The following is a 14,268-nucleotide window of genomic DNA, read 5'->3' on the forward strand; positions in this document are numbered from 1 at the left end:
CTCTGTAAGCGCATATTTGTTCTTACAGACAACAAACCTAGCCTTTTCTTYMTCYTTAAGAACCTATGCGTGCTTACAGCTCCATTTCCACCTCGAACAAACGCTGCCGCAACTCTGTAAGCGCATATTTGTTCTTACAGACAACAAACCTATCGTTTTCTCTCGCTGTAAGAACCTATGCGTGTTTACAGCTCCATTTCCACCTCGAACAAACGCTGCCGTAGCTCTGTAAGCGCATATTTGTTCTTACAGACAACAAACCTATCGTTTTCTCTCGCTGTAAGAACCTATGTGTGCTTACTGCTCCATTYCCACCTCGAACAAACGCTGCCGCAACTCTGTAAGCGCATATTTGTTCTTACAGACAACAAACCTATCGTTTTCTCTCGCTGTAAGAACCTATGCGTGCTTACAGCTCCATTTCCCACCTCAAGCAGACGTAGAAATTCGCTCGCCTACCATTTATTTAAACAAACATACATAGACCAAAAAAGAAAAATGACGGCACTGGAATAAGTTCCTGTGACGCCATTTTTTCAATATTTTTATGGTTTTTAATTAAATCGAAATATCTCTTCAGCGAGTTTAACTCTTTTTGGACACCCTATCTCTGCTACTTAACCGATGCCGCTAAAATATCGCCATAAGCCCAGTGCTTGCTAGTAACATCCTTCCACGGGGATGATGTTATGCCAACTAGTTTGACTCTGCCCAGCATTTTGTTGATCATACTGACTGCTTCTGCACGCGTCAGCGCGTTATTTGGCTTAAAGCTTCCATCCGCATAGCCATTAGTGATTCCAGCGGCTTGCACATTTAGAATAGCTGCCTTCGCCCAATGAGTCGAAATATCGGTAAAACCTGCTCCAGCCTTTGGTGCAGCACCGATAAGCGTGGATATAAGCTTCGCCATTTCAGCGCGTGTCATTGCTTTTTCAGCACCAAACGTTCCATCTTCATATCCTTGCATTAAGCCCATTTTTGTTACTTTCGAAATCGCATCCTTCGCCCAGTTGCCTGCGAGAACATCATGATAAGAAATGTCCGCCGCAGTTGCTTCCTGCTTCACGATTCTTAACAGAATAACCGCCATCTCAGCACGAGTAATCTTGTTTTCCGGTCTAAATGTACTATCCTCATAACCATTCATATAAGCGGCACCCAAGCTAGAATCGGCTAAACCCTCCACATGGACGAGTGAAAAAAGACTGAATTTGTCGACTGTGAATTGAAGGCCCATCTCGCCCTTGTCGTTAAACGGTACGATAATGCCCTTCAGCAGCTGCTTCGTTCCGTCGCTGTGCTCGATATATACAGCCAGGTCCTTCCGGTCTGCTTCGCTCAGCTTCACATCCTTCAAAGGCAAAATGAGGGTTACATTGCCTTTTGGCATATTCGTTTCAATGCTCATCGGACGGCCTATTATAGATGCCTCTTTATTTCCTGCAACGATCCTTAACATCGCTTCTTTATTCGCTCGACCCGCAATTTCCTGCTTCTTCGCTTCCTCCTTAACCGGTGTAAAACGAATGAATAGATCCTCCAGTGATGACTGAAGCAAGCCGCTAGCCACCATTATCTTAACGTTTTCTGTCGATATGCCTAAATCAATTTTTGCATCTGCGAACACTTTATTTGCTTCCTTCGGCAGAGTGACAGAAGTTAGTGTTACTTCATCCTTCGTATCAGGAATCGTGATATTAACCAATTTGTGTCCTGCTGCTGTGACGCTGTTTACAGCTTTTTGCGCTTGATCAACAGTAATCGGCACATCATCCGTTTTCTTGCCATCCGCTTGTGTCGTACGCGTGATTACAACCTTAGCGGCATTTTCAACTTCAATCGTGATGAGCTCCTTAGCTGGAGCACTCGTGGTTATAGGTGCCGATGTTGGTGTTATCGATGGCGTTGCCGACGGCGTCGGCGCTATTGTTTCTTCCGGTGTTGCTGTTGGCGTTGCTGACGGTGATGCTGTTGCCGTTGGTGTTGCCGATGGCGCTGTTGTTGCCGTTACCGTTGCTGTTGCTGTTGGCGCTGTTGTTGGCGTTGCCGTTGGCAACGTCGCCGTATTCACCTCAAACTTCACACCATCCACCAACATATATTCGCCGGATTTTTTAACCGCCTTAATCGTATGAGCGCCATTTGCTAGCCCAGATATGCTGTATACCGCTTGCTGGGTCAGTCTGCTCGCATGATGCGCGCTTACTGTTTCCTTAAATACATCGTCAACGTAGACGTCTATGTCACCTTGAGAAGCTGACTTCGGCGCAATTAATGTTATGCCGGTTCCAGTGAATGAATATTCAACATAATCGCCATCCGTCTCCGTAGCGTGCAGGTCATTTTGATAATCGCCTTTATAGGAAATGGCTAAGCTCACCGTTCCATCCGGCTGTGCGGCAAGATATTCTTTTTTAACTGTAATCACACTACCCGATATCGTGTAATCACTGCCCGCCGCAAGCGTTATAGCGCCATTCGTAACACCAAGCAGATTGCTGCCATCAATACTAAGCGTTGTCGTTACATCGGCTTGTGCCGTCTTGTCAAAGCTTGCAGCATCCGGACTAATCATATCTGCAACTCTAAACTGTAATTGGTCTAACAGCATATAATACCCGGATTTCTTAACGACCTTAATTTTATGTGTTCCTTCAGACAATCCCTCAATACTATAAACCGTCTGCCTAATTTGCCGGCTAGTATTGTACGTGCTGATCGTTTGCTTAAACACGTCATCCACATAAACATCGATATCCCCTTGCGAGGAATCTTTCTCCGTTACGATCTCAATGCCTGTTCCCTCAAACCCATATTCAAAATAATCATTGTTCGCCTCCGTGTAATGGACATCATCCTTGTAATCGCCTAATCCACGGTTTCTTCCATGCTGCCATGCACCCTTATAAGAGATTCCGCTATCATCATTATTAATAGATACATAGCGGCCTCTAGACGTATCGCTTACTGCGATAGCCAGTATTTGCGCAGCTCCACCGCTAAAAGACAACGTCAGATTGGTCATTCCATTTGGCTTGGCCGCAAGGAATTCCTTCTTAATCGTAAGCTGGTCGCCCGACAACTGATAATCGACGCCTGCCTGCAAAGCCGCCGCACCATCAGCAATACCGCTCAAGCTGTTCCCGTTAAAAGTGAGCTTCGTCCAAATATCTGCTTGTGCATTCGCTCTCTTGTCGAAGCTTAATGCGCTTGGGACCATTGTGCTGTTCTGACCTGTCGTATCACTTACGACAATCGATAGGTTCTGTACCATTCCGTGATCAAAGCTAAAACTCAAATTCGCCATGCCGAGCGGCAATGATGCCAGATACGCTTTATTAATTGTGACTGTACCGTCCAAAACGATATAATCGCTGCCTGCCGTCAACGTCGTTGTGCCATTCGAAATACCGACAAGCGTATTTCCATTCAGCGTTAACGTTGTTGCGATATCTGCCTGCATATCTGCCTTCTTATTGAAGCTAGCTGTGACGGGGTTAATTGTGCTGTTAGCAGCAGATGAATCACTTACAGCAATCGCCAGCGTCTGCGTCGCTCCGCCATTAAAGGCAAAGATCAAGCTCGCAGTCCCAAGAGGCTGTGCCGCCAAATATTCCTTTTTAAGCGTCACTACATTGCCATCAACCGTATAATCCGCGCCCGCTATCAAGGCTCCTGAACCACCTGCAATACTGCTTAGGCTGTTTCCATCGACTGTTGTCGAAAGAGTAAAATCAGCCTGCTGCCCATCAGCCTTATCAAACATTCCACTGCTCGCGCTAATTAAATCCGGCACACTAATTCTCAGCTTATCGAGCAGCAGGAAGTAACCAGACTTCTTCACCGCTTTAAGCGTGTGGGTTCCGTTAGTGAGTCCTGTTATGTTGAATACTGGCTGCTGTGCCAGCCTTCCGATGTTGTAGGTGCTGATCGTTCGCTGGAATACGTTGTTCACATAGATGTCTATTTCACCTTGTGAAGGGTCCAGCTCGGTAATGAATTCAACGCCCGTTCCCGTAAACGTATACTCAAAATAATCGTTGTTGTTCGCCTCCGCATAATGCACATCATCCATATAATCGCCAAGCCCGCGGTTATAGCTGCGGTTCCAGCCGCCTGTATAGACAATAGACGGATGATCATCATTGATGGAAACCGACCCGCCTACAGATGTATCCCTTACGACTAAGGAAACATGCTGCTCCGCACCTGCACTGAATGAGAAGGTTAAAGCCGTCGTTCCCATAGGAAGCCCCGCTAGATACTCCTTCTTAATCGTCAGCTGGCTTCCCGATACGGTGTAGTCTGTGCCGATTGCCAAAGCGTTTCCTTCATGCGCAGCGCCCGTTAATTCATTGCCGTTTAACGAGGTCGTCAGCGTAATATCAGCTTGAGTGGACAGCTTCTTATCAAAGCTCACTGTTGCAGGAGTAACCCTGCTATCCCTTATTGTCGTGTCGGTTACGGTTATGGCAAAAGTCTGTGATGCCCCGCCGCTAAACGCAAATGTTAAATTCGCGATGCCTGCCTGTCTTGCTGCTAGGTACTCTTTTTTAATCGTAACGGTATCACCTGATACGGTGTAATCCGTACCAGACAACAGTACCGTTCCATTGTTAGTGATACTATTCAGTGTATTTCCGTTCAGCGTCATTACCGTCGCAGCATCAGCCTGCTCCGAAGCCTTCTTATTGAAGCTTGCCGCAGATGGGCTAATACTGCTGTTTTGCGCTGTGTTATCCCTTACATCAATAATGAGATTTTGCTTGTCTCCGACTAGCTCCTGCCCGCCGTTGCGAACCCAATGGCCAGAATATTTCATTCCGGTGTCGTCGTCATTAGCAGCTGCTGTTCCATCCTGTGCCACTACCTTGAACAACCTCGAAGCATGCGAAGCCAAATTTTCATCACTGAATCCAGTCGCAAATGAGCCCAAATCCTCATGGCTCCACAGATCACGGACAGTGGCTGGACCGGTGATGCCAATATCACTCCAATTCACGTTAACCGTCGCAGCAGAGCTTCCGAGATTAAAGAAACCAACCGTATAGCTTCCATCACCATTATTCGCATACCACACCTGCTGTTCCGTCGCTGTCGATACAGGATGTCCCGGCCTGCCAGCCTGATTGACCGCGATTACTTCTTCATTCGTCAACAGCTCGATGCCGTAATCGTCCAAATTTGTCATGTCATTGCCGATGTATAATTGCGCCGATGAAATCGCCCAGAACGACATCGCCGACATCCGCTCGTCCTTCGTGATGCCATCCATTGTTCCATTTCCGATATTCAATGAATCAAAATCATTCCAGCCGCCTGGACCTGCATGACGCCAGAACTGCTCTGCTTTCGGGAATAGTCTAGCGATATTAGGCCAAGCCGTTAAACCTCCGTTGCCGCAGTAGCATTCGATGTCCCAGTCCACACGCCATCCGTTTGCATACTGCTTCCAGTAATCGATGTATTTGATATCAAGCGCCCAGGAAAGCTCCAGCCAAATTTGGTGGGGAGCCAGCGCCTGCGACCAAGCCTTTACATCGTCACGCGCATCCAACGAAAGGTCAGAAATGCCTGAGCCTGGCGTCACGCTGTCAAATTTCAAAAAGTCGATGCCCCATTCTCCATAAAGATCGGCAATTGAATTTATGTAGCTCTGCGCGCATGGCTGGCTGAAATCTATTTTGTAGCCGAGCCCCCAATAATCCGACTCCTGAATCGGCTGAGCCGCGATGTCCTTCATCGAGCAGCCGGGAGCGCCATAGATCGGCAGATCCTGATCATAAGCTTGCGGCGATAAACCTGGAATGCCATACAAGCCGATCTTTTGCCCATTCGCATGGACGTAATCGATCACCTCTTGAAAGCCATTTGGATATAAAGTTGTACTTGGGATTGGCCGCCCATACTCGTCCATTCCGCCATTCCATGCCGCATCGATATTAATATACTCGTAGCCATAAGGCTGAAGCTTCTCATGCATGGCATCCGATTGCGCCTTAATATTGTCTGCGTTAATCCACTGCCCATTGCCCGTATAAACCTGCAAGCTGTAGCTGCTCCAGCCCATATATGGCTTCGCAGCTAATCCATTATTCGCCGCCTCCGCAACATCTGTTTTTGGTATCACGATTCCTAGCTGCGCTGTAATCATCACAACGATTAGCAGCCACAAACGTGATTTTTTCATTATTTGCGTCATTATTTAGCTCCTTTGTTTATGAAATAGGATCAGGCTTTTATCTCGCAATAAAGAACCTGATCCTTTGAAATCACTATTATTTAAATGATTGGTCGTACGCTTTTTGCAAAATTTCGAGATAACGATCGATTTTCAGATCCTTGAGTCCCTTCACGTAACCGTCCCAATCCTTCTCAAGCGATTTATTTCCGGTAATGAATTGAAGCGCATTTTGCTCAATAAATGACTTAATGTTTGTTTGCAAAATGCTTGCCTCATCGATTTCCGCTGAATCAATCCAAATCGCCCACAATGGGAAAAGCTCCTTCGGCTCATGGCCTTGATACAGTAGCGTCGCTTGATACAGTCTGCGCTCATAGTTGGCGGAATCATAAATATCCGTACCTTGAACCCAACTGTCTCGGTATTCCCTTGGCATGTAGAAGTGAGCCGTTCCACTCCAACCTGCATTACGAGGCGCTTCGCCTTCAACCGCAGGAATCGTTGCTACCTTCGGTGTAACGCCTTCTCCAAGCGCTACTTCGCCTTCCTTCGGCTTTCTCCAGTCGATGCCTTCCATGCCGGAAGCGCCGTTCGTTTGTCCTTCTTCTGTAAACATGTAATCCACCAATTTAATAAGCGCAATTTTTTGTTCTTCAGATGCTTTATTTGTGATTACAAATTTTGCTCCCGGCGCAACGCCGCCGCCATCATGAGTCGCGAACGAGCCATGTGGTCCTGTAAGCGGAGGTACGGGGTTGTAATCAGCTGAGTTTTTGTTGCCTACATCGATATTTACGAAGATAGCAGGATGCATGCCGGCGCCAGCGCCCAAAATTTGAGCATCGCCATTTTCGCCAATCTTTTTGAAAGCTTCCGCGTTTTGTGCAAAGGCGCCCGGATCGATTAAGCCTTCATCGTATAACGATTTAATATACGTTAAGCCTTCTCTCCATTCCGGCTTAAGCGCAGCCGACTCTACTTTACCGTTGGTTAGATTCAAGTAATTGCGGTCATCGTCATAGACAAAACCATTCATGAGGAATGGAATGACGCGTACGCCAAAGTCCTCGATTGAACCGCTTAGCGGCACTTCATCAGCAATGCCATTGCCGTTTGGATCTTGTGTTTTGAACGCTTTTAATACAGCCTTAAACTCTTCAGGCGTTTTGGGCATTTCCAGCTGCAATTTATCCAGCCATTTCGTATTCAACCACATTTTGTTCGGATACGAGCAGTGGAAGCACTGGCTGTAAGCGACAAGTCCGTAAATATTGCCATCGGGTGCCGTGTTGAACGCTCTTAAGTCAGAGTTATTTTCCATAGCTGCTTTAATGTTTGGCGCATATTGCTCGATCAGATCGTTCAGAGGCACCAGCACCCCTTGTTTTCCATACTTCACAACATCAGCCTGCGTGAATTGATCAATGTAGCCAGGAAGCATATACGCATCCGGGTAATCTCCGCTCGCTAATGAAATCTGACGTTTTTCCTTCGCGCCATCCGGTGGAGTCGTTTCAAATTTAAGTTTTATGTTGAATTTCTCTTCTACAAATTTGGTGAATTTATTCGTAGCCATATCGATATTCGGCTCTTGTACCGCAAATATCGTAATTTCAACCGGTGCGGTTGCTCCCGTCTCTTCCGATTGTGCCTTTGGCGTATTTGTTGCCTTATTAGTGTTGGAAGTTCCTTTATTATTCGAGCACGCGGCAAGCACCAAGCTGATCATCAGCATGATTGCGAGCAAACTTACGAGTCTCTTTTTCAAATGTATCGCTCCCTTTTTCGATTTGTGCCATACTTTTGTATTGCAATTACACTACAAATGAACCACCTCCTCTCATGCAAACCAGCGCAGTTTCTGCCTCTTTCCGGTTAGCCTTTGACTGAGCCAACAAGCATTCCTTGTACGAAATAACGCTGTACGAAAGGATAAATAATAAGAACTGGCAGCGTAGCGACTACGATCAGCGAATATTTAAGTAGCTCTGACAGCTGCTGCCTTTCCACTTGCTTCAAGGCATCCGTTACGCTTGCGCTGTTGTTCATAATGATGATGCTCCTCAGAACGAGCTGAAGCGGAAACAGCTTCGCTGATTTGAGAAAGATTAAGGCATCGAAGTAGGCATTCCACTGACCTACGCCGTACATTAGGAAAAGCACCGCAAGAATGGGCTTGGATAACGGAATAACCACGCTTCGCATAAATCTGATGTCGCTGCAGCCATCGATCTCGCTTGCTTCAAACAATTCATCTGGAATGGACGACTGGAAGAAGGAGCGTGCAATAATCACCTGCCATACCCAAACGGCATTCGGAATGAGCAGCGCCCACCGCGAATCGATCATGCCAAACTCCTTCACCACCATGTACGTTGGAATCAAACCGCCGCTGAAGAGCATGGTGAACGTAATGAGCATCATAATGACGCTGCGGCCAAAAAAGGATTTGCGCGACATCGGATACGCAATCATGACCGTAAGCACTACGCTGATCAACGTTCCTGCTGCAGTATAGAATAGTGAGTTCCCGTACCCTCTCATAATTTCCGGCGTATCGAACAGAACCTTAAAGCCCTTAAAGGAAATATCAACGGGCCACAGCCAGACACGGCCGGAAGTAACGGCTGCCGGGCTGCTGATCGAGCTACTGATAATATAAATAAGCGGATAAATAACCGCGATCAACACAACTGCCAATATGACATAAATAATGAACAAAAAAATCTTATCGCCTGTTGAATCCTTAATCGTTTGTCTGATTGGTGCCTGCGATGCTATCTTCGTTGATGCCATAGGCGCACTCCCCTTTTACCAAATGCTTGATTTCATAAACCGTTTGGCCAAACCGTTAACCGTGAACAGCAGCAAGAGATTGATGAATGAATTAAACAAGCCTACCGCTGTAGCGAAGCTGTAATTGGCATTTAAGAGTCCAATTTTGTACACGTATGTGGCGATTATTTCGGAATTAACGATATTGAGCTGATTTTGCAGCAAATAAATTTTCTCGAAGCCAATCGCCATTACGCTGCCTACATTTAGAATGAGAATGATCGTAATGGTCGGCAAAATGCCCGGCAAATCAACGTGGACGATTTTCTGAAATCGCGAAGCGCCATCCACTTTGGCAGCCTCATAAAGCGTAGGATCGATGCCCGCAAGCGCCGCCAAATAAATGACCGCGGAATAACCAGCCGTCTGCCAAATATCCGACCAAACAAAGATCGATCGGAACATGCTGGCTTCACCAAGGAAGTTGACTGAATCCATGCCGAAGTAGTGGAGCGCCACATTCACAAAGCCAAGCCGCGGCGCCAGAAACATCATAATGATCGATACCATAACGACTGTAGAGATAAAATAAGGAGCGAAGGTGACCAGCTGTACAAGCCGTTTGAAACGGCCATTTCGCACTTCATTGAGCATCAACGCCAAAATAATTGGTATCGGAAACCCCGCGAGCAATAAATAACCGCTGACGTATATGGTGTTCTTGACCAGCGTCCAGAACATCGGATTTTCAAAGAAAAGCCTGAAGTTTTTGAGCCCGACCCATTCGCTGCCCCAAATGCCTTTAATGACGTTGTAATCCTTAAAGGCAAGCACCGCATTCAACATCGGGTAATATTTAAAAATAAGAAAAAACAATACAGGCGGTATAATGATAAGGTACAGCTGCCAATGCTTCTTGAAGCTTTTGCTCGCTTCATCCGCAAGGCTGCGCTTGCTCTTTTGCTTTAGCAGCTTGTTATTCAATACAATCTCTTTTTCCAGAACAATCCCCCCCTAGGTAGCTAATGGCCGATGAAATGACAGCGCTTTCTATACGATGATCATAGTAGAAATCTATATTATCCAAACAGGTACATTTGCGTCTTTTAACGTACAATAACCCCTGTTTTCAGGGGGCAAATCGCCGCAGCGGCGTACAATTTTCAGGATTGCTGCTTAGAAACGCCAAAAAAACCCGACTGCTCGGGCAGTCGGGTTATTGCTTATGCAATTCTAGTGCATAGGTTTGTTTTGGTCATATGCTTTTTGCATGATTTCAATAAAACGATCGACCTGCATATTTTCTAGTCCGCTCACGTAAGTATCCCAATCCCTATCCAAATCCAAGTTGCCGGTAATAAATTGAAGCATGCTTTGATCGATGTAATTCATCAAATTTGTGCTCAGCATACCGACTTCATCAGCTTGTGCCGAATCAAGCCAAATGTTCCACACCGGAAACATTTCATCTGGCTCATGTCCCTCATACAGCAGAGTCGCTTCAATAAGCCTCCGCTCATAGCCGTCGGGCGCGTATATGTCTTTGCTTGCGACCCAGCTGTCTCGATAATCTCTTGGCATATAGAAATGAGCCATCCCGCTCCAGCCGGTGTTCTTTTGCTCTGTGCTTTCGATGGGGATCAGCGTTGCAAATTTGGGCTCCAGCCCTTCACCAAGCGCCACCTCACCAGCTACCGGCTTTCGCCAGCCTACGCCTTCAAGACCTGATTGCGCTAGGGTTTGTCCTTCCGGCGTGTACATGTAGTCAACCATTCGAATTAAGGCAATTTGCGCTTCTTTGCTCGCCTTATTCGTAATGACAAATTTAGCTCCCGGTGATATGCCGCCGCTGGCAAAGGTAGCATAGGAAGCATACGGCCCCGCAAGCGGCGGCAGCGGTGCATAATCCTTCGTTCGCTCACTCACGAAGATAGCAGGATGCATGGCTGCAGCTGCGCCGAGAATATCAGCATTTGCATTGTCTCCAGCTTTTTTTAGCGCCTCGGCATTTTGAATAAAGGCTCCCGGATCAATTAAGCCCTCGTCATAAAGTGACTTAATATAGGCAATCCCTTCCTTCCATTGCGGCTTATTGGCCGCTGTATCCACCTTCCCATTATTCATATATAAATAATTGCGGTCGTCATCATAAATGAAGCCATTCATCAAATAAGGAACAATATGAACGCCAAAATCTTCCGTCGAGCCGCTCAGCGCAACTTCATCCATCAAACCATTTCCGTTCGGGTCGTTTTGCTTGAACGCTCTCAGCATCTCTTTGAATTCGTCTGTCGTTTTGGGCATATCAAGCCCTAACCGCTGAAGCCACTTCGTGTTTACCCACATTTTGTTTGGATAGGAGCAGTGGAAGCATTCGCTATAAGCAACAAGCCCATAAATATTGCCATCAGGAGCTGTATTCAAAGCTTTAAGCTTCGGATCTTTTTCCATCGCGGCTTTAATGTTCGGCGCATATTGCTCTATGAGCTCATTTAACGGCAGAAATACGCTTTGCTTGCCATACTTCAACAAATCGGATTGTGTGAACTGGTCAATGTAGGCCGTTAAAATATAAGCATCAGGAAAATCGCCGCTTGCAAGTGAAATTTGCCGTTTCTCCTTTGCGCCGTCCATCGAAATAATGTCCCAATTAAATTTGACATTAAATTTATTTTCAAGCAGCCTCGTAAAATCATTTTTTTTTAAATCGATGCTGGTATCCTGCTGGGCGAAAACATTAATCTCGACCGGCTTGTCTATGGAAGCAAGCGAAGCTGCATCCGTATGAGCTGGCTCATTGCTTTGCGAGCACGCGGCAAGCAGTAAAACTACAAGAAGTATAAGCGCAGATAGGCCTGCGATTCTTTTCTTCATTCAAACCCTCTCCTTATCGGTAACTGCGCTGAACGCTTACACTTCGATCGATTGTCGATATGAGCTTGGCGCAACGCCCATGACTCGCTTAAAGGCTCTTCGGAACGAATGAGAGCTGTTGTACCCGACGCGAGCAGCGATTTCATCAACAGTATAAGCGTTCGTCCGTAATAAGGAGGAAGCCTGCTCTATACGAATCATCTCCAAATAGTCAGAGACATTAATATCCGTAACCTCTTTGAACAATTGGGAAATGTATTTCTCCGGCCGCTCCACCCGCTCTGCAATGCGGTATAAGGTCATCTCGGAGTCGCCATAAGCCTCAGCAATAAACTGCTTAATTTCCTCGACGGTTTGAATATGAACATGATTTTTTTTGCTGTTGATGATGCTGCATAATGCTTCTACAATTTCGATGATTTCCTCCTGTATAGCCGCCATTGGATTAGAAGCTTGAATGCCGATGATTTGATTTTTCAACGCATGCAGCAACTCGGATTCCATGAACGTTTTCTGGTCCAGCAGCTTAAGCAGCGTACCCTTCAGCTCGCCGATCAGCTGCTGCTTCATCTCGATAGAAAGCTGCTTATTTTCCATATTAATATTCATAACCGAATGAACCATCCGCTTTGCCTCATCCGAATCTCCCGCACGAATGGTGCTAATCAAGCGCTGCTCAATGTCCATTGGATAATAATATGTCGCTGTTTCAAGCCTAGAGTCCGTAAACCATACGAAGCTCTTTTTGCTATTAAATTCGGCATACTCGATCGTTTGCTTCGCCTGCTCATAGGAATGGCTAACGTCAAGAATAGTCGTGAACGCATCTCCGAATGCTGCAGTGACCGAAATCTTATACTCCCTATAAGCGATATCGGACAGCTTCTCAAGAATATGACTCATTCGCAGCTTAGCTGCTTCGACTCCATACTCCCCTTCCATGGACGTTATAATCGTCACAATTCGATCCGAGCCAAGATCCGTCATATGCAGCTGGCTGTCCAGATCGATTAACGCCTTTTTCAAAATGAGTCTTGCTGCATACAGCTCGTTCAGTATTTCTACGTTGTCCATGCCGGAGTATCCATTAATCTGCAAAATACCGACATAACCCTCATTTGTATCAAACCTCGTATCCGCCTGTACAGCCGCTGCCGTAATTTCCTCAGTGGTGTGAAACTCCCCAGCAATTAACCGTTTTAAGAAACCATCTCTAACTAAAGGAAGCTGCCGTTTTAATTCCGTCTCCAGGTGGCGATTGCTCGTAATGATGCTCGATATGTTGCCCTGCAAAAAATCATATTCGTTTCGGCCCGTAATGCCATCCTTGCCAAACTGCTCCTTCATTACCGTAAGCAGCCTATTCATTGGTGCGCTGTTTCGGTAGGACAGGAGCAGACCAGCCAGCAGGCCGAGAAGTAAAGCGATACCTGTCACCAGCCAAGTAATATGTTTAATTTGATTTGCGTTTTCCATCAGCACCTGCTTTGGAATTCCCGCTCGATAGGTCCAACCATTTTTTTCGGAATGAATCGTAATGACAAGATCATTATTATAAAATTGGCTAACTTTGTCTTGGATGAGGCGTGAATCCGAAGACAGCAGCTTGGCATTTTCCTCGCTAATTCCGCGGAGTCCTACTGTATTCCCTTGCGCATCGCTAATATGAGCCCAGCCGCCGTAACGATCCTCTACTCCCGCGAGCAGGCTAGATATGTTTTCTTCATCAATCATGACGACCACAGTAGCAGGTGATGAGCCGCTAAAGCTGTCCAAAGGGAGCGACTGCATATACGTAACGACGGAGGATTGTTTGGCATTGCTAGTAAAGGAGCGAAGAGGCATAATTTCACTTCGGTGAGTTTTGTCCAGTACTGTTTCCTTCCATTCCGCGAGCGTAAGATCGTTATAATGAAAGTTCTGATAATAATGTTCGGGACGGAAATAGGCGGAGCCCTGCGTAAAGATCACATCATAGTTATTTAAGTAGATAAAATAGTTTTGCAAGAAATCATTTGTCTGGCTAAACGGCGTTACTTGTCTCACCATGCTCCAAATGCCATAGACGTTGACGATGTCGCCTTTTTTCTGCTCATTCATTAATTTATTTAAATCAGGATTCAAAGCGAGCTGCCTTGTGAAGCCCTCAACCTCAACCATCCTTCTCTCCAAAATATCCTGGCTCCGCTGCAGCAATGTGACGCTATTCTCAATGGAAATGGATTGTGTCACCGAGATTGAAGTACGATAGGAAACGTAACCTGCTATGCTTGGAATGACCAAGATAATAAGATATGAAATGAGAAATTTCCGAAAAATGGTTGAGTACTTTGGCACGGTCAACCCACCTCCCTTGATTGTTAGCGCTTTCATAACATAGGCAGTACAGAAGCCTAGAAGCAACAAAAGAGCTTCGCTCATTTATAATAACT

The 14,268-nt window shown here is 46.1% G+C and carries 6 protein-coding genes; all 6 read right to left on the minus strand.

Features of this window, described 5'->3' with window-relative positions:
- Positions 1–613 precede the first annotated feature (613 nt).
- The 6 genes from AB4Z50_RS31305 to AB4Z50_RS31330 all read right to left on the minus strand — a co-directional run bounded on the left by AB4Z50_RS31305 (position 614) and on the right by AB4Z50_RS31330 (position 14,173).
- On the minus strand, positions 614–6,205 hold the full coding sequence (locus AB4Z50_RS31305) for a X2-like carbohydrate binding domain-containing protein (RefSeq protein WP_441885504.1): 5,592 nt from the start codon (positions 6,203–6,205) through the stop codon (positions 614–616).
- Positions 6,206–6,281: 76 nt separating this feature from the next.
- The gene (locus tag AB4Z50_RS31310) at positions 6,282–7,955 is read right to left on the minus strand and encodes an extracellular solute-binding protein (RefSeq protein ID WP_076270350.1); all 1,674 of its coding nucleotides are present in this window, start codon (positions 7,953–7,955) and stop codon (positions 6,282–6,284) included.
- 107 nt (positions 7,956–8,062) lie between these two features.
- Positions 8,063–8,983, minus strand: a complete 921-nt coding sequence (locus tag AB4Z50_RS31315) for a carbohydrate ABC transporter permease (protein WP_441885506.1) — start codon at positions 8,981–8,983, stop codon at positions 8,063–8,065.
- Between the two features lie 15 nt (positions 8,984–8,998).
- Positions 8,999–9,853, minus strand: coding sequence for an ABC transporter permease (locus tag AB4Z50_RS31320; protein WP_441885576.1), 855 nt, complete (start codon positions 9,851–9,853; stop codon positions 8,999–9,001).
- A 342-nt stretch (positions 9,854–10,195) separates the two neighbouring features.
- The gene (locus AB4Z50_RS31325; RefSeq protein ID WP_441885508.1) at positions 10,196–11,836 is read right to left on the minus strand and encodes an extracellular solute-binding protein; all 1,641 of its coding nucleotides are present in this window, start codon (positions 11,834–11,836) and stop codon (positions 10,196–10,198) included.
- Between the two features lie 36 nt (positions 11,837–11,872).
- Positions 11,873–14,173, minus strand: a complete 2,301-nt coding sequence (locus tag AB4Z50_RS31330) for an AraC family transcriptional regulator (protein ID WP_441885510.1) — start codon at positions 14,171–14,173, stop codon at positions 11,873–11,875.
- Positions 14,174–14,268: the final 95 nt, after the last annotated feature.

This window comes from Paenibacillus sp. 2TAB26 (genome assembly GCF_052115145.1).
Classification (GTDB): Bacteria; Bacillota; Bacilli; order Paenibacillales; family Paenibacillaceae; genus Pristimantibacillus.

What these genes read in the sequence shown, in the direction of transcription:
- AB4Z50_RS31305 (WP_441885504.1), bottom strand. Translation starts at nt 6,205, where the DNA reads ATGACGCAAATAATGAAAAAATCACGTTTGTGGCTGCTAATCGTTGTG.
- AB4Z50_RS31315 (WP_441885506.1), bottom strand. Translation starts at nt 8,983, where the DNA reads ATGGCATCAACGAAGATAGCATCGCAGGCACCAATCAGACAAACGATT.
- AB4Z50_RS31325 (WP_441885508.1), bottom strand. Translation starts at nt 11,836, where the DNA reads ATGAAGAAAAGAATCGCAGGCCTATCTGCGCTTATACTTCTTGTAGTT.